At 71.9% G+C, this 24,596-nt stretch carries 24 protein-coding genes; 20 read left to right on the plus strand and 4 right to left on the minus strand.

From position 1 onward, the window contains the following. Positions 1-18: 18 nt before the first annotated feature. Entirely contained in the window at positions 19-1,011 is a 993-nt protein-coding gene (locus ACRAKF_RS32165; protein ID WP_447041294.1) for a pyridoxal-phosphate dependent enzyme, read from the minus strand. A 148-nt stretch (positions 1,012-1,159) separates the two neighbouring features. On the opposite strand from ACRAKF_RS32165, the gene ACRAKF_RS32170 reads away from it, so the two are divergent. The 9 genes from ACRAKF_RS32170 (at position 1,160) to htpG (ending at position 13,639) form a co-directional block, all read left to right on the plus strand. After that, positions 1,160-2,125, plus strand: coding sequence for a GHMP family kinase ATP-binding protein (locus ACRAKF_RS32170; RefSeq protein WP_447042277.1), 966 nt, complete (start codon positions 1,160-1,162; stop codon positions 2,123-2,125). Positions 2,126-2,182: 57 nt separating this feature from the next. Beyond that, a complete protein-coding gene (locus ACRAKF_RS32175; protein WP_447041296.1) occupies positions 2,183-3,016 on the plus strand; it encodes a M55 family metallopeptidase in 834 nt (277 codons plus the stop codon). Further along, positions 3,009-4,373 (plus strand): M20/M25/M40 family metallo-hydrolase, encoded by a 1,365-nt coding sequence (locus ACRAKF_RS32180; RefSeq protein WP_447041298.1) that lies wholly within the window; start codon positions 3,009-3,011, stop codon positions 4,371-4,373. Before ACRAKF_RS32175 ends, ACRAKF_RS32180 begins: the two co-directional genes overlap by 8 nt. Positions 4,374-4,399: 26 nt before the next feature. Further along, a complete protein-coding gene (locus ACRAKF_RS32185) occupies positions 4,400-6,388 on the plus strand; it encodes a prolyl oligopeptidase family serine peptidase (protein ID WP_447041300.1) in 1,989 nt (662 codons plus the stop codon). 5 nt (positions 6,389-6,393) lie between these two features. Next, positions 6,394-7,332: a S66 peptidase family protein gene (locus ACRAKF_RS32190; RefSeq protein WP_447041302.1), complete on the plus strand. Its 939-nt coding sequence runs from the start codon at positions 6,394-6,396 to the stop codon at positions 7,330-7,332. 194 nt (positions 7,333-7,526) lie between these two features. After that, positions 7,527-9,311, plus strand: a complete 1,785-nt coding sequence (locus ACRAKF_RS32195; RefSeq protein WP_447041303.1) for an alpha/beta fold hydrolase — start codon at positions 7,527-7,529, stop codon at positions 9,309-9,311. 118 nt (positions 9,312-9,429) lie between these two features. Further along, positions 9,430-9,666, plus strand: a complete 237-nt coding sequence (locus ACRAKF_RS32200) for a hypothetical protein (RefSeq protein ID WP_447041304.1) — start codon at positions 9,430-9,432, stop codon at positions 9,664-9,666. 77 nt (positions 9,667-9,743) lie between these two features. Next, positions 9,744-11,720 (plus strand): DUF5107 domain-containing protein, encoded by a 1,977-nt coding sequence (locus ACRAKF_RS32205; RefSeq protein ID WP_447041306.1) that lies wholly within the window; start codon positions 9,744-9,746, stop codon positions 11,718-11,720. An 89-nt stretch (positions 11,721-11,809) separates the two neighbouring features. Beyond that, a complete protein-coding gene (htpG, locus tag ACRAKF_RS32210) occupies positions 11,810-13,639 on the plus strand; it encodes a molecular chaperone HtpG (RefSeq protein ID WP_447041307.1) in 1,830 nt (609 codons plus the stop codon). 66 nt (positions 13,640-13,705) lie between these two features. Here the strand turns inward: htpG and ACRAKF_RS32215 are convergent, their stop codons facing one another. Together ACRAKF_RS32215 and ACRAKF_RS32220 are read right to left on the minus strand one after the other, a co-directional pair. Continuing rightward, a complete protein-coding gene (locus ACRAKF_RS32215; RefSeq protein WP_447041308.1) occupies positions 13,706-14,062 on the minus strand; it encodes a VOC family protein in 357 nt (118 codons plus the stop codon). A 116-nt stretch (positions 14,063-14,178) separates the two neighbouring features. Further along, positions 14,179-15,276 carry an enolase C-terminal domain-like protein gene (locus ACRAKF_RS32220; RefSeq protein ID WP_447041309.1) on the minus strand — a complete coding sequence of 366 codons (1,098 nt, stop codon included), beginning with the start codon at positions 15,274-15,276 and terminating at the stop codon, positions 14,179-14,181. A gap of 453 nt (positions 15,277-15,729) precedes the next feature. Here ACRAKF_RS32220 and ACRAKF_RS32225 point away from each other — a divergent pair, with 453 nt between their 5' ends. After that, the gene (locus tag ACRAKF_RS32225) at positions 15,730-17,604 is read left to right on the plus strand and encodes a transketolase (RefSeq protein WP_447041311.1); all 1,875 of its coding nucleotides are present in this window, start codon (positions 15,730-15,732) and stop codon (positions 17,602-17,604) included. A gap of 6 nt (positions 17,605-17,610) precedes the next feature. Here the strand turns inward: ACRAKF_RS32225 and ACRAKF_RS32230 are convergent, their stop codons facing one another. Next, positions 17,611-18,108, minus strand: coding sequence for a hypothetical protein (locus tag ACRAKF_RS32230; protein WP_447041313.1), 498 nt, complete (start codon positions 18,106-18,108; stop codon positions 17,611-17,613). A gap of 262 nt (positions 18,109-18,370) precedes the next feature. Between ACRAKF_RS32230 and ligD the strand changes: the two genes are divergently transcribed. From ligD to ACRAKF_RS32280, 10 genes are all read left to right on the plus strand, one after another. Beyond that, entirely contained in the window at positions 18,371-19,297 is a 927-nt protein-coding gene (gene ligD, locus ACRAKF_RS32235; RefSeq protein WP_447041314.1) for a non-homologous end-joining DNA ligase, read from the plus strand. An 80-nt stretch (positions 19,298-19,377) separates the two neighbouring features. Then, entirely contained in the window at positions 19,378-19,770 is a 393-nt protein-coding gene (locus tag ACRAKF_RS32240; RefSeq protein ID WP_447041315.1) for a gas vesicle protein GvpO, read from the plus strand. A gap of 116 nt (positions 19,771-19,886) precedes the next feature. Then, entirely contained in the window at positions 19,887-20,312 is a 426-nt protein-coding gene (locus ACRAKF_RS32245; protein WP_062777645.1) for a gas vesicle structural protein GvpA, read from the plus strand. Further along, on the plus strand, positions 20,309-21,049 hold the full coding sequence (locus ACRAKF_RS32250; RefSeq protein WP_447041317.1) for a GvpL/GvpF family gas vesicle protein: 741 nt from the start codon (positions 20,309-20,311) through the stop codon (positions 21,047-21,049). The genes ACRAKF_RS32245 and ACRAKF_RS32250 overlap by 4 nt, the downstream gene beginning before the upstream one ends. A 12-nt stretch (positions 21,050-21,061) precedes the next feature. Next, the gene (locus tag ACRAKF_RS32255) at positions 21,062-21,301 is read left to right on the plus strand and encodes a gas vesicle protein GvpG (protein ID WP_447041318.1); all 240 of its coding nucleotides are present in this window, start codon (positions 21,062-21,064) and stop codon (positions 21,299-21,301) included. Beyond that, complete coding sequence (locus ACRAKF_RS32260; protein WP_447041319.1) at positions 21,301-21,945, plus strand: DNA primase; 645 nt, start codon at positions 21,301-21,303, stop codon at positions 21,943-21,945. The genes ACRAKF_RS32255 and ACRAKF_RS32260 overlap by 1 nt, the downstream gene beginning before the upstream one ends. Continuing rightward, positions 21,938-23,131 carry an SRPBCC family protein gene (locus ACRAKF_RS32265; RefSeq protein WP_447041320.1) on the plus strand — a complete coding sequence of 398 codons (1,194 nt, stop codon included), beginning with the start codon at positions 21,938-21,940 and terminating at the stop codon, positions 23,129-23,131. The genes ACRAKF_RS32260 and ACRAKF_RS32265 overlap by 8 nt, the downstream gene beginning before the upstream one ends. Further along, positions 23,128-23,484, plus strand: a complete 357-nt coding sequence (locus ACRAKF_RS32270) for a gas vesicle protein (protein ID WP_447041321.1) — start codon at positions 23,128-23,130, stop codon at positions 23,482-23,484. Before ACRAKF_RS32265 ends, ACRAKF_RS32270 begins: the two co-directional genes overlap by 4 nt. Then, positions 23,465-24,325: a GvpL/GvpF family gas vesicle protein gene (locus tag ACRAKF_RS32275; RefSeq protein WP_447041323.1), complete on the plus strand. Its 861-nt coding sequence runs from the start codon at positions 23,465-23,467 to the stop codon at positions 24,323-24,325. The genes ACRAKF_RS32270 and ACRAKF_RS32275 overlap by 20 nt, the downstream gene beginning before the upstream one ends. Beyond that, on the plus strand, positions 24,322-24,522 hold the full coding sequence (locus ACRAKF_RS32280) for a gas vesicle protein (RefSeq protein ID WP_447041324.1): 201 nt from the start codon (positions 24,322-24,324) through the stop codon (positions 24,520-24,522). The genes ACRAKF_RS32275 and ACRAKF_RS32280 overlap by 4 nt, the downstream gene beginning before the upstream one ends. The last annotated feature ends 74 nt before the right edge of the window (positions 24,523-24,596 follow it).

The raw sequence follows: 24,596 nt of genomic DNA on the forward strand, positions 1-24,596 counted from the left end.
TGCCGGTGGCCGGCAGCCTCAGTGGGTGACGGTGGGCCAGGCCGTGGTGGACCAGGGGTGACGCAGCTCGTCGAGCGAGGTGATCTCGTGCGGCTTCAACGTGTCGATGTCCGGGGCCTGTTCGTGCTTCGCGTAGGCGCTGTCGACATAGCGGTGGCCGGTGTCGGCGGCGATGAAGACGTAGGTGCGTGAGTCGTCCCTGCGCCGCTCCCACAGGGCACCGAGGTACGCGGCGCCCGCCGAGAGCCCGGCGAAGATGCCGCTGGTGCGCAGCAGGGCGACCGCGCCGGACACCGCGCAGTCGAAGTTCACCCAGTGCACGCGGTCGTACAGCTCGTGCCGGACGTTGTCGAACGGGATGGCGCTGCCGATCCCGGCGATGATCATGTCCGGGTCCGCGACGTGCTCGGAGCCGAAGGTGACGCTGCCGAAGGGCTGCACGCCCACCAGCGTCACGTCCCGCCCGGCCTCGCGCAGATAGCCCGCGATGGCTCCCGTCGAGGCGCCGGAGCCGACACCGCCGACGAGCGCGAGCGGGCCGCTGGGGATGTCCTCGCGGATCGACTCGGCGACCTCGCGGTAGCCGTAGTAGTGGATGGCGTCGTGGTACTGGCGCATCCAGTGGTACGAGGGGTTGTCGGCCAGGATCTCGGCGATGCGCCGCACCCTCAACTCCTGGTCGAGGCGCAGGTCCTTGGAGGGCGCGACCTGTTCCAGGGTGGCGCCGAGGATGTCGAGCTGGACGCGGGTCGAGCGGTCCACGGTCGTGGAGCCCACGATGTGGCACTTCATGCCGTAGCGGTGGCAGGCGAGCGCCAGGGCCTGCGCGTAGATGCCGCTGGAGCTGTCGATGAGCGTGTCGCCCGGTCGCACCGCCCCGGTGTCGAGCAGGTGCCGGACGGCGCCGAGGGCCGAGTAGATCTTCATGGTCTCGAACCGCAGGCAGGCCAGGCCGGGTTCGAGGGATATGAGGTCGGGTTTCTTCACCGCTTCTGCGATGTGCGCGTGCATGGCTGGGACCCCCGTGGACTGAGTGCGGAAGAGGACGAGAGCATCACACCAGATGAAAATGATTGTCAAGACCGGCTAAGGTCGGCACACTGGTCCACGCCGGGCGGCGAGCCGCACGCCCCGCGCAGTCGAGAGGAGCCGCGTGAAGCTGTCCCAGGAGGCCGCAGTCCTGCCCCGCCCGCCCCGCCGGGGGGCATCGGCGAGGACGGGGGTGGGCACCGCCTTCGGCACCTTCGGCGAGCTGCTCCAGGGCGTACTGCCGGAGGACGACGGGGACTTCCTCGTGACGCTGCCGGTCGCCCGCTGGACCATGGCCACCTTCCGCGAGGGCTCCGCGTCCGGCGGCATCGAGGTGTGGCCGCCGCGCAAGACCAAGGCGCTGCGCCTCGCCCGGATGATCGCCGCGTCGGCGCCCCGCGGCCCCGCGCGCGGCGGGGTGCTCACCGTCAGCAGCGTGATCCCCGAGGGCAAGGGCCTCGCCAGCTCCTCCGCCGACCTGGTCGCCACCGCGCGGGCGGTCGGCAGGGCCCTGGACGTCGCGATGCCGCCGGCCCGCATCGAACGGCTCCTGGCCCGCATCGAGCCCACCGACGGCGTGCTCTACCCCGCGATCGTCGCCTTCCACCACCGCAGCGTCCGGCTCCGCTCGGTCCTCGGCTCGCTGCCCGCCATGGCCGTCGTCGGCGTCGACGAGGGCGGCTCGGTCGACACCGTGGACTTCAACCGCATCCCCAAGCCGTTCACCGCCGCCGACCGGCGCACCTACGCGGAGCTGCTCGCAGGGCTCACCGACGCCGTGCGCCGCAGGGACCTCGCCGAGGTCGGCAGGATCGCCACGCGCAGCGCCCTGATGAACCAGACCCTGCGCCACAAGCACGCCCTCGATCCGATGCGGGCCATCTGCCGCGAGGTCGGCGGCCTCGGCGTCGCGGTGGGCCACAGCGGCACGACGCTCGGGATACTGCTCGACGCCACCGACCCCTCGTACACCCGGCGCGTGACGGCGGCGGCCCAGGCCTGCGCGGAGCTGGCGGGCGGCGTGTCGGTCTACCGGACGCTGAGCTTCGACACCTCACCGGGCACCGCCGGCTCCGAGGCGCGCGCGGCCACCTAGACGAAACGGCCTTCCAGGCTGGAACGGCGGCCGCTCCCACGCGTAACGTGACGCAGCATGAAGATCCTCATCAGCGCCGACATGGAGGGCGCCACCGGAGTGACCTGGCCGGCCGACGTGCTGCCGGGCACCGCCCAGTGGGAACGCTGCCGGTCGATGTTCACCTCGGACGTGAACGCGGCCGTGCTCGGCTTCTTCGACGGCGGGGCCGACGAGGTGCTCGTCAACGAAGCACACTGGAGCATGCGCAACCTCCTGCTGGAGCAGCTTGACGAGCGGGCCGAGATGCTCACCGGGCGGCACAAGTCGCTGTCCATGGTGGAGGGCGTCCAGCACGGCGACGTGGACGGCATCGCGTTCGTCGGCTACCACGCGGGCGCGGGCATGGAGGGCGTCCTCGCCCACACCTACCTCGCCAACCAGATCACCGGCGTCTGGGTCGACGGCATACGCGCCAGCGAGGGGCTCCTGAACTCGCACGTCGTCGCCGAGTTCGGCGTCCCCGTGGTGCTCGTCACCGGCGACGACCTCGCCTGCGAGGACGCCCTCGGCTACGCGCCCGGCGCGCTCAAGGTCGCCGTCAAGGACCACGTCTCGCGCTACGCGGCGGTCTGCCGCACCCCCGCCCGCACCGCCGCCGACATCCGCGCCGCCGCCAAGGAGGCCGCCGCGCTCGCCGGCCGCCGGGAGCCGGTGGCGGCGGGTCCGTTCACCGTCGAGGTCGAGTTCGACGCCGAGCACCTGTCGATGGCGTCCACCGTCGTACCCGGCGTGCGCCAGACGGGGGAGCGCAGGGTCGCGTACGACAGCGAGACGATGTACGAGGGGATCCGTACCTTCAAGGCGGTTACGACGATCGCCTCCGCCGCCGTGGAGGAGCAGTATGGCTGACCACAGGTACGACCAGGAGCGGGACCGGGAGGGCGGCGACCAGGTGGACGCGCGGGCGCTCGACGAGGTCGTGACGTTCACCTCCGAGCTGATCCGCATCGACACCACCAACCGCGGCGACGGCGACTGCCGTGAGCGGCCCGCCGCCGAGTACGCCGCCGAGCGCCTGGCCGACGCGGGCCTGACCCCCACACTCCTGGAGCGCAGCCCCGGGCGCACGAACGTCGTCGCGCGCATCGAGGGCACGGACCCCGGCGCCGACGCGCTCCTCGTCCACGGCCACCTCGACGTCGTGCCCGCACAGGCGGCCGACTGGAGCGTGGACCCCTTCTCCGGGGAGATCCGCGACGGCGTCGTCTGGGGCCGCGGCGCGATCGACATGAAGAACATGGACGCGATGATCCTGGCCGTCGCCCGGAGCTGGGCACGCGCCGGGGTACGGCCGAGGCGCGACATCGTGATCGCCTTCACCGCCGACGAGGAGGCGAGCGCCGAGGACGGCTCCGGCTTCCTCGCCGACAAGCACGCCCCGCTCCTGGAGGGCTGCACCGAGGGCATCAGCGAATCCGGGGCCTTCACCTTCCACGACGGGCGGGGCAACCAGCTCTACCCGATCGCCGCGGGGGAGCGCGGCACGGGCTGGCTCAAGCTCACCGCGCGCGGCAAGGCGGGCCACGGCTCCAAGGTCAACCGCGCCAACGCGGTGAGCAGGCTCGCCGCCGCCATCGCCCGCATCGGCGAGCACCGGTGGCCGGTGCGGCTCACCCCGACCGTGCGGGCCGCGCTCGCCGAACTGGGCGCGCTGTACGGCCTGGAGGGCGACCCCGAGGCACGGGGGTTCGACGTGGACGACTTCCTGGAGAAGCTCGGCCCGACCGCCGCGCTCGTCGAGCCCACGGTCCGCAACAGCGCCAATCCGACGATGCTCCAGTCGGGTTACAAGGTCAATGTGATTCCCGGGGAGGCCGTGGCCTACGTCGACGGCCGCTTTCTGCCCGGCGGCGAGGAAGAGTTCCGTAGCACGCTTGACCGACTCACCGGGCCTGACGTCGACTGGGAGTTCCACCATCGCGAGACGGCGCTGCAAGCGCCGGTCGCCTCGCCGACGTACGCGCGCATGCGCGCCGCCGTCGAGGAGTTCGCGCCCGAGGGGCACGTCGTGCCGTACTGCATGTCGGGAGGCACGGACGCCAAACAGTTCTCGCGCCTCGGCATCACCGGCTACGGCTTCTCACCCTTGAGGACACCGGAGGGCTTCGACTACCAGGCGCTCTTCCACGGAGTCGACGAATGCGTGCCCGTCGAGGCACTGCACTTCGGCGTCCGTGTCCTCGACCGCTTTCTCCGTACGGCCTAGGAATGACATTGGGGGAGGAGAAGGACATGAAGCAGACCCGGGCGTACGGATCATGGCCGTCACCGATCGACGCCGAGCTCGCCGCCGCCCACGACGGCGCTCCGGGGTACGTCGGCTACGTCGGCGCGGAGGCGTGGTGGACCGAGCCGCGGCCCGGCGAGGGCGGCCGCCGCGCGCTGGTGCGGCGCCTGCCGGACGGCGAGGAGCGGACGGTGCTGCCCGCGCCGTGGAACGCGCGCAGCCGCGTCGTGGAGTACGGCGGCCGCCCCTGGGCCGGCGCCGACCGGCCACAGGGGCCGCTGCTGGTCTTCGTCGACTTCGCCGACCAGCGCCTGTACGCGTACGAGCCCGACGCCCCCGGCGCCGGGCCGCGCCCCCTGACCCCGCTCTCCGCTGTGGGCGGCGGCCTGCGCTGGGCCGACCCGGTGGTCCGCCTCGACCGGGGCGAGGTCTGGTGCGTGTGCGAGGAGTTCACCGGGGAGGCGGCCACCGATGTGCGGCGGGTGATCGTCGCCGTGCCGCTCGACGGCTCGGCGGCCGATGACCGGGCCGCGGTGCGCGAGCTCTCCGACGGCGCCCACCGCTTCGTCACCGGCCCCCGGCTCTCGCCCGACGGCGGCCGCGTCGCCTGGGTCGCCTGGGACCATCCGCGGATGCCCTGGGACGGCACGGAGCTGATCGTCGCCGAGGTCCGCGCGGACGGCACCTTCGGCCGGGCGGAGACCTTCGCGGGCGGCCCCGAGGAATCCATCGCCCAGGTGGAGTGGGCGCCGGACGGGCGGCTGCTGTTCTCCAGCGACCGCAGCGGCTGGTGGAACCTGTACCGCGCCGCCCCGGACGACCCGGCGGGCGTACGGCCGCTCTGCCCGCGCGAAGAGGAGTTCGCGGGCCCGCTGTGGCAGATCGGCCTGAACTGGTTCGCGCCGCTCGACAGCGGCCTCATCGCCGTCGTGCACGGCAAGGGCTCCTCCAGCCTCGGCATACTCGACCCCGAGACCGGTGAGGTCGTCGACACGGCGGGCCCGTGGACGGAGTTCGCGGCCGGCGTCGCCACGCACGGCCCCCGGGTGCTCGGCGTCGCCGCGAGCCCCCGCAGCGGGTACGAGGTCGTGGAACTGGACACCGGCACCGGCCACGCCCGGGTCGTCGGCGCCGCCCACGACGACCCCGTGGACCCCGTGTACTACCCGGAACCGCAGATTTGCACCTTCCTCGGCCCCGCGGGACGCGAGATCCACGCCCACGTGTACCCGCCGCACCACCCCGGCCACATCGCGCCCGACGACGAGCTGCCGCCCTATGTGGTGTGGGCGCACGGCGGCCCCACGAGCCGCTCGCCCCTCGTGCTCGACCTCTCCGTGGCCTACTTCACCTCCCGCGGCATCGGCGTCGTCGAGGTGAACTACGGCGGCTCCACCGGCTACGGCCGCGCCTACCGCGAGCGGCTGCGCGAGCAGTGGGGCATCGTCGACGTCGACGACTGCGCGGCGGTCGCCCTCGCCCTGGCCGACGAGGGCACCGCCGACCGGTCCAGGCTCGCGATCAGGGGCGGCAGCGCGGGCGGCTGGACCACGGCCGCCTCGCTCGCCACCACGGACGTCTACGCCTGCGGCACGATCATCTATCCGGTGCTCGACCTCACCGCGTTCGCCTCCGGAGGCACCCACGACCTGGAGTCGTGTTACCTGGAGTCGATCGTGGGACCGCTGGCCGAGGTGCCAGGACGGTACGCGGAGCGCTCGCCCCTCGAACACGCCGAGCGGATCACCGCGCCGTTCCTGCTCCTCCAGGGGCTCGACGACGTGGTCTGCCCGCCCGCCCAGTCCGAGGAGTTCCTCGCCAGGTCGCAGCGGCGCGGGCTGCCGCACGCCTACATCGCCTTCGAGGGCGAGGGGCACGGCTTCCGCCGCGCCGACACCATGGTCCGCGCCCTGGAGGCCGAACTCTCCCTGTACGCCCAGGCCTTCGCCATCGCGCTCGCCGGCCGCGTCCCCACCCTGGAGCTCGACAAGTGAGGCCGATGGGACCGGTGAGACCCCTTGTGCGCCCGCCGCGTCTGACGCCCGGTGCCCGGGTCGCCGTCGTCGCGCCGAGCGGCCCCGTCCCCGAGGCCAGGCTCCAGATCGGCCTGGACGTCCTGCGCGGCTGGGACCTGGACCCGTTCGTCATGCCCCATGCCCTCGACGGGCACCGGGAGTTGGGGTACCTCGCGGGCGCGGACGCCGACCGGGCCCGCGACCTGGAGCAGGCGTGGTGCGACCCCTCCGTGGCCGCCGTCCTCTGCGCCCGGGGCGGGTACGGGGCCCAGCGCATGGTGGACCTCCTGGACTGGGAGGCGATGCGGCGGGCCACGCCCAAGGTGTTCCTCGGCTACAGCGACATCACCGCCCTGCACGAGGCGTTCGCCACGCGGCTCGGCATCGCCACCCTGCACGGCCCGATGACCGCCGTCGAGGACTTCCTCAAGAACGCGCGGGCCCAGGACCACCTGCGCACCACCCTGTTCACCCCGGAGGACGCCCGGGTGATCACCGCCCCCGAGGGCGCGGGCGCGCTCGCCGGGGGCAGGGCCAGGGGCGTCACGCTCGGCGGCTGCCTGTCGCTGCTCGCCGCCGACCTGGGCACCCCGCACGTACGGCCCTCCGCGCGCGGCGGGCTGCTCTTCCTCGAGGACATAGGTGAGGACGCGTACCGCCTGGACCGCGTCCTCACCCAGCTCCTGCGCGCGGGGTGGCTGACGGGGGTGGCGGGCATCGCGCTCGGCTCCTGGCAGGAGTGCGGGCCCTACGACGAGGTGCGCGCCGTCCTCGCCGACCGGCTCGGCGGGCTCGGCGTCCCGGTGGCCGAGGAGTTCGGGTTCGGCCACTGCGCGGGGGCGCTGACCGTGCCGTTCGGGGTGCCGGGCGAACTCGACGCCGACGCGGGGACGTTGACATTGGACACGCCCGCGCTCGGCTAGGGCCGGGGTGGCGCCCCCTCGTCGCCGCCCTGCACCGGATCTCCCGGAAGAAACCGCTGTCACGGGCGTTGACCTTCGCCTGACACGTGTCACAGCATGAGCAGGCCGGTACCTACCGGTCAGTAGACGCCGGTTGTCGCCTCCTGGGCGCCCGCTGCCGTCCGCCGTCGGCCGTCCTCAGCGTGGAGGTCCCTGTGTCCCGTCGCCCCGCCCCGGCCCGCACACCGCTCGCCCTCGCCGTCACGGCGGTGCTCGCCGCGCCGCTGGCCGTCGCCGCTCCGGCCACGGCGAGCGCGGCGGGGCAGTACACCGTCACCGCGCTGAAGTTCACCGTCCAGGCCGGCGGGCGGAACTGCACGGTCGACGCCGACCTGTACCGGCCCGCCGGGGTGGACGCCGCGCACCCCGCGCCCGCCGTGCTCACGACCAACGGCTTCGGCGGCAGCAAGTCCGACGGCGGGACCGCGGCCGGGGGCAAGGCCTTCGCCGAGCGGGGCTACGTCTCGCTCGTCTACTCCGGCCTCGGCTTCGGCAAGTCCGGCTGCCTGATCTCCCTCGACGACCCCGGCATCGACGGCAAGGCCGCCTCCGGGCTCGTCGACTTCCTCGGCGGCAAGCGCGCCGCCGACGACGGCACCAAGGTCGACTACGTCACCTCCGACGGCGCGGGAGACCCGCGCGTCGGCATGATCGGCGGCTCCTACGGCGGCGCCATCCAGCTCGCGACGGCGGCCGTGGACCACCGCGTCGACGCCCTCGTCCCGATGGTCACCTGGAACGACCTCTCCTACTCGCTCGACCCGAACAACGCGGCCGACCGCAGCGTCCCCGGCGCCGCCAAATGGCAGTGGATGAACGGCTTCTTCCTCATCGGCGAGGGCCAGCCGCTGCTCCAGCCCAGCCTCGACCCCTCCCGCATCAACTCCCTGAGCTGCCTGCACTTCGTCACCAAGGCCTGCGAGACGATCCGCACGCTCAACTCGGGCCGCTACCCCGCCGACCGGACCGAGGCCCTCCAGGAGTACGCGCGCAGCGTCTCCCCGGTCTCCTACCTCGACCGCGTGAAGGCGCCCACGCTCCTCGTGCAGGGCCAGGCCGACAGCCTCTTCAACCTCGGCGAGGCCGAGGCGACGTACAAGACGCTCAAGGCGCGGGGCACCACGGCGAAGATGATCTGGCAGTCCGCGGGCCACAGCGGCGGCGAGAGCGACCCGGCCTCCGGCGAGCTGAACATGGGCGCGGGCAACCTGGAGACCTCCTACGTCGGCAAGCGCGTCCTGGCCTGGTTCGACCGCTATCTGCGCCACGACAAGGGCGCCGACACCGGCCCCTCCTTCGCCTACTACCGCGACTGGATCGGCGACCCGCGGCACACCTACGCGACCGCGGGCGACGTCCCCGCGCTCAACCGCAGGCTCTACCTCTCCGGCGACGGCAAGCTCGTCGACAACCGGAAGAAGGTGGCGCGCGGCAGCCGCGAGTACCGGAACTGGCTGGTGCCCACCAGCCACTCGGAGTCCTCGCTCGCCGCGATGATCGGCCTGCCCGACCCTGTGCCGCACGACCTGAAGGGCACCTACCTCGACTGGACGACCGAGCCCTTCGCCGACGCCGTGGACGTGGTGGGAGCGCCGAAGGCGCGGCTGAAGGTGATCTCGCCGAGGACCGAACGGGTGCAGCACTCCGGTGACGCCGCCGACAAGCTGGTCCTCTTCGCCAAGCTGTACGACGTCGCGCCCGACGGGAAGAAGACGCTGGTCCACCGGCTCGTCTCCCCGGTGCGCGTGCCCGACGTGACGAAGCCGTTCACCGTCTCGCTGCCCGGCATCGTGCACCGCTACGACGCCGGCCACCGCCTGCGGCTCGTGATCGCGGCGAGCGACGGCGCGTACGGCGGGAACAGGGGCGTCAAGCCGGTCACGGTGACCAGCGCGCCCGGCGACACCGGCACCCTCGACCTGCCCGTCGTCCGCCACTGACGTTCACCCGCATGGCCCAGGGGCACGTCCCGGAGGCACTCCCACCGCGCGCGAACCGGCACCGGCCGCCCATGCTGGTGCCGGGGGATGCGCACACCTCCGACGGAAGGGTCCCACCATGAGCCCCAGGTCTGCCCAGGGCGGCTCGAAGGACGGCGGCGGCATGGTGACGCCCGGCAGGGTGATCGTCGCCGTCATCGCCGTCCTCACCCTGGTCTTCATCTTCGAGAACACCCGCAGCACGAAGATCCGCCTGCTGGTCCCCGAAGTGACCATGCCGCTGTGGACGGCGCTGCTCGCCACCGGGCTGCTCGGGGCCCTGTGCGGCGCCTACTTCATGGGGCGGCGCAGGTGACACCGGGGCCCGGATAGCGGCCTTCGCGGAAACCTGGCCCCCAGACCCTCTGTTCGGCGCCGCGGCGACCGTGTTCCATGGTGATCGTGAAGACCACCGTGCGCCGCGACGTACTCACCCTGCCCGCCGCCCCGCTGGGCCCCGAGAACCCGCTGCCCCCGCTGCGGCCCCTCCACGAAGTCCACCGGCTCGACGAGCGGGGCAAGGACGACCTGCCGCGTGACATGGCCCGCCAGCTCGGGTACGCACCGCTGCGCGGCATCCTTCCCGTACGCGTGCTCGACGGGTACGGCCGCGAGCGCGCCGACACGGAGCTCGACACCCTCGTCATCGAGAACGACCGGCTGCGCGCCACCGTCCTGCCCGGGTACGGCGGCCGCGTCCACTCCCTGCTGCACAAGCCGACCGGACGCGAACTCCTCTACCGCAACCCGGTCCTCCAGCCCGCCTGCTTCGCGCTCAACGGCGCCTGGTTCTCCGGCGGCATCGAGTGGAACATCGGCGCCACCGGACACACCACCCTGTCCTGCGCGCCCCTGCACGCGGCCAGGGTCACCGCGCCCGACGGCGGGGAGATGCTGCGCCTGTGGGAGTGGGAGCGGCTGCGCGACCTGCCCTTCCAGGTGGACCTCTGGCTCCCCGAGGACTCCGACTTCCTGCACGTGGGGGTGCGCGTCCGCAACCCGCACGAGAAGCCCGCGCCCGTCTACTGGTGGTCGAACATCGCGGTGCCCGAGGAGCGCAGGGTGCTCGCCCCGGCCGACGAGGCATGGCGGTTCTCGTACGCGGGCGGACTGCGGAAGGTGCCGGTCCCCGAGGCCGAGGGCGTCGACCGGACGTACCCGGAGCGCAGTGAGTACGCCGCCGACTACTTCTACGACGTGCCCGACGGCGCCCGGCGCTGGATCGCCGCGCTCGACGGCTCCGGGCACGGCATCGTCCAGACCTCCACCGACCTGCCGCGCGGCCGCAAGCTCTTCGTCTGGGGCTCGGGACCCGGCGGGCGGCGCTGGCAGCAGTGGCTCACCGAACCCGGCACCGGGGGTTACGCGGAGATCCAGGCCGGCCTCGCCCGCACCCAACTGGAGCACGTACGCCTGGACGCCGAGGCCGAGTTCAGCTGGCTGGAGTCCTACGGGCCGATCGAGGCGCGGCCCGACCTGGTGCACGGCGACTGGCCGGGCGCCCGCGGCGAGGTGGCCGCGCGGCTCGCCGACGCCCTGCCGCGCGAGGCCGTCGACGCCGCGTACGAGGCGTGGCTCGGCCGCGCCGACACGGAGCCGGGGGAGCGGCTCGCGACGGGCTCGGGATGGGGCGCTCTGGAGGTGCTGCGGGCCGGGTACAAGCTGCCGGGCACGCCCTTCGAGGAGTCGACGCTCGGCCCCGAGCAGGCGCCGTGGCTCGAACTGCTCCACACCGGGGCCGTCCCGGAGCCGCGCAAGGTGGCGCCGCCGGGGCCCACGCTCGTCTCGCGGCAGTGGCGCGACATGCTGGAGACGGCGCCCGCGCGTCCGCACGCCGAATACCACCTGGGGGTCGCCCAGTGGCACGCGGGCGACTGCGCGCAGGCCGTCCGCAGTTGGGAGCGCGGCCTCGGACTCGCCCCCTCGCGCTGGCCGTTGCTGCGCTGCCTGGCCGTCGCCGACCGGACGGAGGGCCATGACGAGCGGGCCGCCGACCGGTACGCCGAGGCCTTCGACGACCTCTGCCAGGAGCGGCGCGACGACGGCGTCGCCTGGACGGCGGCGACGGCGGCCCTCGGCAAGGAGGCCATCACCGCCCTGCTCGCCGCAGGCCGCCCGGAAGCCGCCCGGGAGGTGTGGCGGCGGCTGCACGAGACGACCAGGGCACGCGGCAGCTTCCGGCTCCTGGAAGCCCAACTCTGCTACGCCGAAGGCAACATGGCGGCGGTGCGCGCCGTCTTCGAAGAGGGTTTCGAGGCGGCGGACCTGCGCGAGGGCGCCGAGACCCTGGGCGACCTGTGGACCGCGGCCACCGGCGGCGAACCCGTCCCGGCCCCCTACGACTTCCGGATGCGGCAGCCGGGGTCATGAACACCGGCTCTGTGACCCCGACGTATGCGAACGGCGCCGCGTCCTGAAAATATTGGCGTCGCACAGAACCACCGACCAGAAGGGAAGTCATGAGCACCGAGACGCTGGAGTTCCAGGCCGAGGCGCGTCAGTTGCTGGATCTGATGGTCCACTCCATCTACTCCAACAAGGACATCTTCCTGCGCGAACTCATCTCCAACGCCTCAGACGCCCTGGACAAGCGGCGGCTGGCCGGTCTGCGGGACGAGAGCCTCAAGGCGGACGACCTGCGCATCGAGATCGAGGCCGACACCGAGGCCCGCACGCTGACCGTGCGGGACAACGGAATCGGCATGTCGCGCGACGAGGTCGTCGGCCTGATCGGCACCATCGCCAGGTCCGGCACGGCCGAGACGCTGCGCCGGCTCAAGGAGAACAAGGAGTCGGCCGAGCTGATCGGCCAGTTCGGCGTCGGCTTCTACTCCGTGTTCATGGTCGCCGACAAGGTCACCCTGCTGACCCGCAAGGCCGGTGAGGAGACCGGGGTGCGCTGGGAGTCGGACGGCGACGGGACGTACACCATCGAGACCGTCGAGGACGCGCCGGAAGGCACCTCGGTCAGCGTCCACCTGCGCCCCGCCGACCAGGAGGACGGCCTCCACGACTACACCGACGCGGGGAAGATCCGGGAGATCGTCAAGCGGTACTCGGACTTCATCTCGTTCCCGGTGGCGATGGGCGGCGAGACCCTCAACTCGATGAAGGCGCTCTGGGCCCGCCCGCGCTCGGAGGTGAGCGACGAGGAGTACCACGAGTTCTACCGGCACGTCAGCCACGACTGGTCGGACCCGCTCGACATCATCCAGATGCGGGCCGAGGGCACCTTCGAGTACGAGGCCCTGCTCTTCCTGCCGTCCCGGGCCCCGCACGACCTCTACCAGCGCGACTCCCGCCACGGCCTCCAGCTCTACGTCAAGCGCGTGTTCATCCTGGACGACAGCCGCGAGCTCCTGCCCGACCACCTCCGCTTCGTCAAGGGAGTCGTGGACGCCGCGGATCTGTCGCTGAACATCTCCCGCGAGATCCTCCAGCAGGACCGGCACATCCAGCTCATCCGCCGCCGGCTGGCGAAGAAGGTCCTCGCGTCCGTCAAGGAGCTGATGGGCAAGGACGCCGAGAAGTACCGCACGTTCTGGCGCGAGTTCGGCCCCGCCGTCAAGGAGGGCCTGCTCGACCCGTCCGAGGACCACAAGGCGATCCTCGACATCGCCTCCTTCGCCTCCACGGCGGGCGAGGAGCCGACCACCCTGGCGGACTACCTCGAACGGATGCCGGAGGGCCAGGACAAGATCTACTTCATGACCGGCGACAGCCGCGCCCAGATCGAGAACTCCCCGCACATGGAGGCGTTCAAGGCCAAGGGGTACGAGGTCCTGCTGCTCACGGACCGGGTGGACGAGATCTGGGTCGAGGCGGTCCGCGAGCACGCGGGCACGGAGTTCCGCTCCATCGCCCGCGGCGAGGTCGACCTGCCCTCCGACGAGGAGGCGCCGCCGGAGCAGGCCGAGGCCTACGCCGGGGTGCTGGCCTGGCTGAACGAAACGCTGGACGACGTCAAGGACGTACGCCTGACGACCCGGCTCACCAGCTCACCGGCGTGCCTGGTCAGCGACGACGACGGCCTGACCCCGGCCCTGGAGAAGATGTACAAGGCGATGGGCCAGGAGCTTCCGCCGGTCAAGCGCATCCTGGAGCTCAACCCGGGGCACCAGCTTGTCGGCGCGTTGAAGACGGCGCATGAGCAGCGGGCGCAGGACCCGGTGCTGAAGGAGACGGCCGAGCTGCTGTACGGCACGGCCCTGCTCGCCGAGGGCGGCGACCTCGCCGACCCGGCCCGCTTCGCCGCCCTGCTCGCCGACCGCCTCGGCAAGACGCTCTGAGCGGCACCGCGTGACGCCGCCGTCGGCCGCCGCCCTCTCCGGCGGCGGCCGACGGCACGCGGTGCGTCAGGTCGCGGTCGCGCGGCGGTCCACGTACTCGAAGATGGAGCCGTCCGGGTGCATCGCGATGAGGTTGCGGCCCGCCGGGGTGGGGACAGGCCCCGCGATGACGCGGGCGCCGGAGGCGGTCAGTACGGTGTACGCCTCGTCGACGTCCCGCACCGCGATGGTCGCCGCGACCTTGCGGAGCACGTCCAGTTCCTCCTTCGGGCCGCTCATCAGCAGGAAGCAACCGATCGCGGCGACGGAGACGCCACCGCGCTCGAAGCGCATCGCCTTGCCGCCCGCGAGACGTTCGTAGAACGCGACGGAGGACTCCAAGTCCTCGACGCAGACACGCAGCGTGGTCCCCAGGATCTCCATGATTGGAACGCCCTCACCTCTTCGACCTCCGGCCCCGCAACGATTTCATGATTGCCCGCCCGACCGCCACCGCCTCCGGCAGGTTGCGCCTGCGGGGGCCGGTCAGGACGGGGGAGTCACGCGATGCGGAACTCCTCGATCTCGTCCGTGCGCAGCTCAAGGCCGTGCCCCACGCCGCCCTCCGGGCGGATGACGCCGCCGGTCGGGTCGAGCGCCCCGTCGAAGAACATCGACTCGATGCGCACGTGGTCGTGGAACCACTCGATGTGCCGCAGATTGGGCACGCACGCGGCGACCGCGGCGTGCGCGTGGGGCGCGCAGTGCGCCGAGACCTCCAGGCCGTGCGCCTGCGCGAGGGCCGCCGCGCGCAGCCACCCGGTGATGCCGCCGCAGCGCGTCGCGTCCACCTGAAGGCAGTCCACGGAGGGGATCATGCGCGCGAAGTACGGCAGGTCGTAGCCGTACTCGCCCGCCGTCACGTCGCACACCAGCGCGTCCCTGACCTGCGCGAGCCCCCGCAGATCGTCCGAGGACACCGGTTCCTCGAACCAGCCCACGCCCTGCTCGGCGAGCACCTTGCCCACCCGTACCGCCTGCTTGCGCGTGTAGGCGCCGTTGGCGTCGACGTACAACTCGGCGTGCGGGCCGATGACTTCGCGCGCCGTGCGCACCCGCGACACGTCGCGGGCCGCCGCCCTGCCCCAGGCCTCACCGATCTTTATCTTCACGCGCGGAATGTGCTGCCCGTGCACCCAGCCGTTGAGCTGCGCCGCCAGATGCGTGTCGTGGTACGTCGTGAAGCCGCCGCTGCCGTAGACGGGGACCCCCTCACGGGCCGCGCCGAGGAGACGTACGAGGGGGATTTCGAGGAGGCGCGCCTTCAGGTCCCACAGGGCGATGTCGAGCGCGGAGATGGCACACCCGGCGACGCCCGAGCGGCCGGTGTCGCGGACCGCCTTCGTCATCGCGTCGTGCGCGGCCGGGATGTCCAGGGCGTCGCGCCCCAGGATCGCCGGGGTGAGCTGCTCGTCGACCAGGGCCGCGGTGGCCGCGGGCGCGTAGGTCCAGCCGGTGCCCGTGGCGTCGCCCGCGCGGACCTCGGCGACGACGATCGTCGTGGCTTCCCAGGCGAAGGTGCCGTCCGCCTCGGGAGCGTCCGCGGGCACTGTGTAGGCGGAGACGGCGGGCCGTTCGATGGAGACTGCGTCCTTCATCGGGATCTTCCTGTGTCCATGGTGCGCGGCGTGGGGGCCCGGCGAGGCGACGCACGGGTCCGCGGCGACCACCGGGTGCACAGGGGCCCGCTCGACCGGCTCGGCTGTACCGAACTCGCGTTCGTCGGGTAGTGACCGGGTAACCCCGGCGCGCCGGGGCAAACGGGGTTGACGGCCGCCGGACCTCACGTTTCGGCCCGGCGAAGGCCGCGCCTCCGCGCCCGCCGCGCCGGAGTTTGGCGTGCGTACGGTCGGGCACGCGGAGGGCCCGACCCGCCGGAGGCACGCCGTCGCCTCTGGCCGTCATGCCGGGCAACCGCGCGCGTGTGGCCGCAGACTGGCTCCTGGACGCCATGCCGTACTGCCGCGCCAGGCCGTGTGTTCCCGCCGGCCACGCCCCACTCCGCCGATGACCTCCACGCCCAGAAGGCCCTGAACCACCGGGAGGACCTCATGACCAGCAGTGACATCGCCGCCCTCGCCCAGCAGCTCCGCGTCGACTCCGTGCGCGCCGCGGACGCCGCGGGCTCCGGGCACCCCACCTCCTCCATGTCCGCCGCCGACCTGATGGCCGTGCTCCTCGGCCGCCATCTGCGCTACGACTTCGAGCGCCCCGACCATCCGGGCAACGACCGCTTCATCCTCTCCAAGGGCCACGCGTCACCGCTGCTCTACTCGGCGTACAAGGCCGCCGGCGCCCTCACCGACGAGGAGCTGCTCACCTTCCGCAAGGAGGGCAGCCGCCTCCAGGGCCACCCGACACCCACGGCACTGCCATGGGTGGAGACCGCCACCGGCTCGCTCGGCCAGGGGCTCCCCGTCGGCGTCGGCATCGCGCTCTCCGGCAAGCGGCTCGAACACGTCCCGTACCGCACCTGGGTGCTCTGCGGCGACAGCGAGCTGGCCGAGGGCTCCAACTGGGAGGCGGCCGAGCACGCCGGGTACGAGCACCTCGACAACCTCACCGTGATCGTCGACGTCAACCGCCTCGGCCAGCGCGGCCCGACCCGCCACGAGTGGCACCTGAGCGCCTACGCCGACCGCTTCAAGGCCTTCGACTGGCACGCCATCGAGGTCGACGGGCACGACGTCGACGCCATCGACCGCGCCTTCCAGGAGGCGGCCTCCACCGCCGGGCAGCCGACCGTCATCCTCGCCCGCACGCTCAAGGGCAAGGGCGTCGCCGCCGTCGAGAACAAGGAGGGCCGGCACGGCAAACCCCTGCCGGACGCCGAGGAGGCGATCGCCGAGCTCGGCGGCGAACACCCGGTCCACGTCGAGGTGCGCGAGCCCGCCGCGGTCGAGACGCGCGAGCCCGCCGCCGCGTGGGCCCCGCACACCGAGCGGCGCTCAGGGCACCTCGAACTGCCGCGCCACGACGTCGGCGACGCGGTAGCCACCCGCGACGCCTACGGCCGGGCGCTCACCGCGCTCGGCACGGCGCGCGGCGACGTGGTGGCCATCGACGGCGAGGTGGGGGACTCCACACGGTCGGAGTGGTTCGCCAAGGAACACCCCGACCGCTACTTCGAGTGCTACATCGCCGAGCAGCAGCTCGTCGCCACCGCGGTCGGCATGGCCGCGCGCGGCTGGGTGCCGTACGCCGCGACGTTCGCCGCGTTCCTCAGCCGCGCCCAGGACTTCGTGCGCATGGCGGCGGTGAGCGGCGCCGGGATCAACCTCGTCGGCTCGCACGCGGGCGTCGCCATCGGCGAGGACGGCCCCTCCCAGATGGGCCTGGAGGACCTGGCGGCCTTCCGCGCGATCCACGGCTCCACGGTCCTCTACCCGTGCGACGCCCACCAGACCGGGCGGCTCGTCGCCCGAATGGCGGAGCTGGACGGGGTGCGTTACCTGCGTACGTCACGCGGGGACACGCCCGTCATCTACGGTCCCGGCGAGGAGTTCCCCGTGGGCGGCTCCAAGGTCCTGCGCTCCTCCGACGCGGACCGGCTGACCGTCGTGGCCGCGGGGGTGACCGTGCACGAGGCGCTCTCCGCCGCCGAGCTGCTCGCGGACGAGGGCATCCCGGTGCGGGTCATCGACCTGTACTCGGTCAAGCCGGTCGACCGCGTGACCCTGCGCGAGGCCGCCGAGCGCACCGGCTGCCTCATCACCGTCGAGGACCACCGCGAGGAGGGCGGCATCGGTGACGCGGTCATGGACGCCTTCACCGACGGCAGCCCGGTGCCGCGCCTCGTACGCCTTGCGGTGCGGACGATGCCGGGCTCGGCCTCACCCGAGCAGCAGCTCCGGGCGGCGGGCATCGACGCCCAGTCCATCGCGGCGGCGGCACGGCTCCTGGTGGAGCAGGGCGTCGTACGGTGAGGACTGCTACTTCCTGAACCACGCGTTCGCGGCGGGGCGGAACATCAGGGCCACCGCCGCGAGCACGGCCGCGAGATGCAGTACGCGGCTGCCGCCGAACAGCACGTCCACGGCGTCCAGGTGCCGGAGGGCCTCGCCGAGCGAATGCCCGTCGGCGAGCCACCGCACGGGCTCGACCACCAGGGAGAGAGTGCCGAAGACGCCGAGTGCGCCGGTCAGGGTCAGGCGCGCCCAGTTCGCGCCGCGGAGCATCCGCACCGTGACGAGGACGGCCGCCGAGTAGACGGCCACGCGCAGCGCGAGGCCGGCGGCGAGGCCACCGGTGGCCGCGTCGGCCTCGGTCAGGGTCCTGACCACGGCGAGGACCGTCTCGAAGACGCCCGCCGCGACCGCGGTGAGCCAGAGCGCGAACGCCGCGCGCACGACGTCGGGCGCGGGCCGCTCCCCGTCGGCGAGGGCGGGGCTGTACCGGTGGCTCTGGGTGCGCGGGCTGGTCTGGGTCATGGCGGGCCTCACGTAAGGGAGTTCAGGGCCAAGGGAGTTCAGGGCCAAAGGGAGTTCAGGGCCAAAGGGTTCGCCTTCGATCCTTCCGCCATGGAAGCCCCAGGTCACGCCCGCTTTCCCCCGGGTCCGGGTGGGGCGGGCCACCCCGTGGGGCCGGGGCTGCCACCACCCGGACGGTCGACCTGAGGCGACTACCGGGACCGCGTCCGGGTACCCGCCGGAGTCCGCGCCCGAGCCGGCGGACCGAGCCGAAGGGAACGTCATGAACGACGCACGGACGGTGCGAGCCGGCCGCCACACCGTCACACTGCACCGCCCGGAGAAGATCCTGTTCCCGGCGCCCAAGGGCACCGCGGGCCAGGGACTCACCAAGGCGGACCTCTTCGACCACTACCGGTCCATCGCCCCCTTCATGCTGCCCCACCTGCGCGGACGCCCCCTGATGCTGGAGCGTCACCCGGACGGCGTCGAAGGGCCGCGCTTCATGCAGAAGGACACTCCGGACCACTACCCGGAGTGGATCACGCGCGCCGAGGTGGCGAAGCAGGGCGGCACCGTCACGCACACCGTCTGCGACGACACGGCGACGCTGCTCTTCCTCGCCGACCAGGCCTGCGTGACGCTGCACCGCTGGCTCTCCCGTACGGGCAAGGTCGACCATCCCGACCGGCTGGTCTTCGACCTGGACCCCGCGAAGGACGACTTCGCGGCCGTACGGGACGCGGCTCGGCTGCTCGGGGGGCTCCTCGACGACATCGGCCTGCCGTCCGCCCTGATGACCACGGGCTCGCGCGGGCTGCACGTCGTCGTGCCGTTGAACGGCCGGCACGACTTCGACGACGTCCGCGGCTTCGCCAAGGATGTCGCGGACGTGCTCGCCGCCGCCCATCCCGACCGGCTCACGACGGCCGCCCGCAAGGAGGCGCGGGGCGACCGGCTCTATCTGGACGTACAGCGCAACGGGTACGCGCAGACCGCCGTCGCGCCCTTCTCCGTACGCGCCGCTCCGGGCGCCCCGGTGGCCATGCCCATCGCCTGGGAACAACTCGACGACCCAGCCGTGGACGCCCGCCACTGGACCATCGACAACGCGTTGGAGCAGGCCCGAAGCGACCCGTGGGCCGAGACCCCGCGCACCGGCCGGGCCCTCGGCCCGGCCCGCAGAAAGCTGAACGCCGTGAGCGGCTGAGGGCTGCGGAACCCGGTTCCGAAGGTCTACGGATCACGTTTGGCCAAGGCTTTGCGGGAAATCCGGAGGGGGAGGTGGACATGGCCAATACGACGCGTAAGACAACAGACAGCAATACACCAGACGAAACGGCGAACAAGCCGCAGACCAGGGAGGAGCCAGAGCCGAAGCGGAAAGACACGGCGCAGAGCAAGGACGACGCGCTGCCGGGCCCCATGGTGGTACTCCGTGGAGCTCGCGAGCAGCTCGCCGAGCTGACCGGCATGACACCGGAGTCGGTGTCGTCCTTCGAACGCACCGACAACGGCTGGCTGTTGGAGGTAGAGGTCCTCGAACTGGCCCGTGTCCCCGACACGATGAGCCTGCTCGCCAGCTACGAGGTGCAGCTCGACCCGCAGGGGGAGCTCACCGGTTACCGGCGGCTGCGCCGCTACGAGCGCGGACGTTCCGAACCGCGCGGCGCCGGCCGCTAGCTCCAACGCGCCAGGCAGCGGCATGCCGCTCATGCCGGCAAGCCGCCCATGCCCGGGCATGGCATGGCAGGGCATGGCAGAGAAGAGACAGAAAAGACCCAAGGAGGCTCAACGGTATGACCGTGGTTCCGGCACAACAGTCCGGCGGCGGAGGCGGCTCCAGCGGCCTGTACGACGTCGTGGAACTCATTCTCGACCGAGGACTCGTCATTGATGCCTTCGTTCGCGTCTCACTGGTCGGCATCGAGATCCTGAAGATCGATGTCCGTGTGGTCGTCGCGAGTGTCGACACCTACCTGCGTTTCGCCGAGGCGTGCAACCGCCTCGACCTGGAATCCGGCCCGAAGAAGGACCCGGGCCTGCCCGACCTCGTGGGTGAGATCACGGAGTCCGGCGCCAAGGGCAAGTCCAAGGGCGCGCTCTCCGGAGCGGCCGAGACGATATCGGACGCCTTCAAGCAGTCCCGTGAGGAGGGCCAGCGCGAGGAGCGTCCCCGCGCCCGGCGTTCCACCTCGTCCCGCCGTAAGGAGGAGCAGGAGTGACCACCTACGTATACGGCATCGCGAGCAGCACCCACCCGGGACTCCCCGAAGGCATGGAGGGCATCGGCAAGCCGGCGTGCACCGTGCGCATCCTCAAGCACGGCGACCTCGCGGCGATCGTCAGCGACGCGCCCGAGGACCTCAAGCCCAAGCGGCGCGACCTGCTCGCCCACCAGAACGTCCTCTCGGAGGCGGGCGCCGCGGGCTCCGTGCTTCCGATGCGCTTTGGCAGCCTCGCGCCGGACGACGAGACGGTCGTCGACGTCCTCGGACAGCGGGCCGATCACTACGGCGAGCGGCTGCGCGCCCTCGAAGGCAAGGTCGAGTACAACGTCAAGGCCTCCCACAACGAACAGGCCGTGCTGCACCAGGTCCTCGCCGAGAACCCGGAGCTGCGCGCCATGGTCGAGGCCAACCAGCGCGAGGGCGGCGGCTCCCAGGAGCAGAAGCTGAAGCTCGGCGAGGCCGTGTCCAACACCGTGCGCGCCCGTGAGCAGAGCGACGCCGTCGAGGTGCGACGCGCCCTCGAACCGACCGCCGACGCGATCGAGCCGGGGCCCGAGGGCACCGGCTGGCTGGCGAACATCTCGTTCCTGGTGCGCCGCGAGTCGGCCGAGGGCCTCCTCGCCGCGGTCGAGGAGCTCAAGGCCAACCAGCCTCAGCTGGAGCTGCGGGTGCACGGACCGCTGCCCCCGTACAGCTTCGTCGACCCGGGGCCCGCACAGCCCGCGGAGTAGCGGGCCGACGCCATGGGACTCATCGGTGAACTGCTCATGCTGCCTCTGGCCCCGGCCCGCGGCTCCCTGTGGGTACTGCGGCAGGTGGTCGACGAGGCGGAGCGGCAGTACTACGACCCTTCGGCCATCCGCCGTGAACTCTCCCGGCTCGAAGAGCGCCTGGAGGCGGGCGAGATCGACGAGGACGAGTTCGAGAGGTGTGAGGACGAGCTCCTCGACAGGCTGCAACACAGCACAGGACAGGACTTCTGATGAATCGACTGGCAGTGGGCCTGGCCGTGGGCGCGGGATACGTCCTCGGCCGCACGAAGAAGGCGAAGTTCGCGTTCGCCGTGGGGACGATGGTGGCCGGCAAGCGGCTGAACCTGAGCCCCCGGGCGCTGGGTTCACTGGTGACCCAGCAGCTTGAGAACAACCCGCAGTTCAAGGAGATGGGCGACCAGCTGCGCCAGGATCTGCGGGGTGTGGGCAAGGCTGCCACGGGTTCCCTCCTCAACCGGCAGATCGAAGGCCTCGCCGACCGTCTGCACGACCGCACCCTGGACGTCCAGGACCGCATCGCGGGCGTCGTGCCCGAGGACACCAAGAACCTCAAGGGCAAGGTCGTGGGACGGTACGAGCACGAGGACGACGAGGACGACGAGGGCGAGGAGCACGGCGAGGGCCAGGACCGGGACCGGGAACAGGACCGGAAGCAAGACCGGAAGCAGAAGTCCGCTCCCAGGGCGGCGACGAAGAAGGCTCCGGCGAAGAAGGCTCCGGCGAAGAAGACCGCCCAGAAGACGACGGCGCGCAAGACCACGCAGAAGAAGTCCACCGCGGCCCGTGACACCGCCCGTAGGGCGACCTCGGCCCGCTCGGGCGGCACGTCGAAGGGAGGCCGTGACCATGGCTGACTCTCCCCTTGGCAACATCGCGCGCGGCCCCGCCGTCGAACGCCTGAAGGAGGAGGCACAGGCCTACCTCATGGCGCAGGCGGAACGCATGCTCATCGGCGTGGGCCACAAGCTCGGCGACGCCACCGGCAAGCTGAACGACATCGCCGACGGCAACAGCCCCGGCTTCGGGAAGCTCGCGCTCCAGGCGGGCAGGAAGGTCTCCGAGGGCAAGGGGCCCGTACGCAGCGCCCTGGAGATCGGCGGCGGTCATCTGAAGGACAAGGTGACCGACGCCGTCAAGGGCATCGGCGGCGGCAAGCGGAAGAAGGGCGGCGCGGGCCAGAAGCCCACGGTGATCCTGGAGTACGTCGACGTCGGCGTGCCGATCCGCGAGGCCTACGACCAGTGGACCCAGTACCAGGAGTTCTCCACCTTCGCCAAGGGCGTCAAGGGCGCCACCGTGGCGAGCGACACGGACACCGACTGGAAGCTCAAGGTCTTCTGGTCGAGCCGTAGCTGGAAGGCGCACACCACCGAGCAGGTTCCGGACCAGCGGATCACGTGGACCTCGGAGGGCGCCAAGGGGGCGACGAAGGGCGTCGTCACCTTCCACCCGCTCGCGGAGAACCTCACCCGGGTGCTGCTCGTCATCGAGTACTACCCGAAGGGCCTCTTCGAGAAGACCGGCAACATCTGGCGCGCCCAGGGCCGCAGGGCACGCCTTGACCTCAAGAACTTCGCCCGGCACATCTCGATCCGCGGCGAGGCGAGCGACGGCTGGCGCGGCGAGATCCGCGACGGCGAGGTCGTCCGCAGCCACGAGGACGCCCTGGCGGAGGAAGAGCGCGAGCGCGAAGAGAACGAGAACGAGAACGAGAACCGGGGACGCGCTGACGAGGACCCGGAAACGGAAGGGGAAGCCGAGTACGAGGACGACCCCGAGGCGGAGTACGAGGACGAGCCCGAGGAGCAGGACGAGCGCCCGGACGACCCCGACGCCGAGTACGAGGACGAGCCGGAGGACGACGAGCCGGAGGCCGAGTACGCGGAAGAGGAAGACGACGAGGCCGAGGACGAGGACGAGCGGTCGGACGAGCCGGAGGCCGAGTACGACGAGGCCGAGGACGACGAGGAAGCCGACGCCGAGGATGACAAGCGGCGCGAGTACGCCGAGTCGTCCGGTGGCGGACGGAGCCGCCGATGACGGCCACCCCGGGCCGGCTGCCTGACCCCTACGGAAGCGGCGGAGGAGCCAACCTCGCCGACATCCTCGAACGCGTGCTGGACAAGGGCATCGTCATCGCGGGTGACATCAAGATCAACCTGCTCGACATCGAACTGCTCACCATTAAGCTCCGCCTCATCGTCGCCTCGGTCGACAAGGCCAGGGAAATGGGTATCGACTGGTGGGAGAACGACCCGGCGCTCTCCTCAGGAGCGCACCGGGGTGAGCTCGCCCAGGAGAACGCCGATCTGAGACGGCGCATCGAGGAGCTTGAGGGGCGCGAAGCCCTGGAGCCCGCCGAGAAGGAGTCACGTGAGCGTCACAAGGGATGATCTGCGGTACGTGTACGCGGTGTGCCGCCCTCTGAACGCACCTCTCGCCGCCGACCTGACCGGGGTCGGCGGCGCCCCGCCCCGGCAGCTCGCCCACGAGGGCCTGGTCGCCCTCGTGGGCCCCGTGCCGGAGCAGGACTTCGCCGAGGAGGCCTTGCGCGCGCACCTGGAGGACCTGGAGTGGCTCTCCGAGACCGCCCGCGCCCACCAGCGCGTGATCGGCGCCCTCACCTCGGTCACCTGTCCGCTGCCGCTGCGCCTCGGCACTGTCTTCCGGGACGACAGCGGGGTCCGCGCGATGCTCCAGGACGGAGCCGACCGGTTCTGGCGCATCCTCGAACGGATCGACGGATGCGTGGAGTGGGGCGTAAAGGTCCACATGGAGAGCGCGGACCCGTCGGACAAGCGGACGTCGGACGACCAGTCCTCAGACAACCGGTCCTCAGACAAGCAGACATCCGCTGCGACAGGCCCGGAGAAGCCGCTCTCGGGCCGTGACTACCTGCGTCGCCGGCGCCAGCAGCGCGATGCGCAGGACGAGGGCTGGAAGCGGGCCGAGGCCTTCGCCCAGCGGTTGCACGAGGAACTGGCGCGGCACGCCGACGACTCCCGGCTGCACGCCCCGCAGAACCCGTCACTCTCCGACACCCCCGGCCGCAACATCCTGAACGCCGCGTATCTGGTGCCCCGCGCGCACTCCGAGGAGTTCGTCGAGCTCGTGGACCGCACGAAGGAGGAGGACGCGGCGGGGCTGACGGTGGAACTGACGGGACCGTGGGCCGCTTACTCCTTCACCGGGGACGACGCGGAGAGCGGCGAGGGGACGGGGCGGTCGCGATGACTGTGGTGGAGCGCAGGGAAATCGCCCTGGTCGACCTGTTGGACCGCCTCCTCGCGGGCGGGGTCGTCATCACGGGCGACGTCACCCTGCGGATCGCGGACGTGGACCTCGTACGCATCGACCTGAACGCCCTGATCAGCTCGGTGAACGAGCAGGTGCCCTCGCCGTGGCCGGACAGCGGGCCGATGCCGTCATGAGGGCCGGAGGACCGGAGTGACGAGGGCCGGAGTGACGAGGGCCGGAGTGACGAGGGCCGGAGTGGCGAGGACTG

The sequence above is a fragment of the Streptomyces sp. DSM 118878 genome (assembly GCF_052936595.1).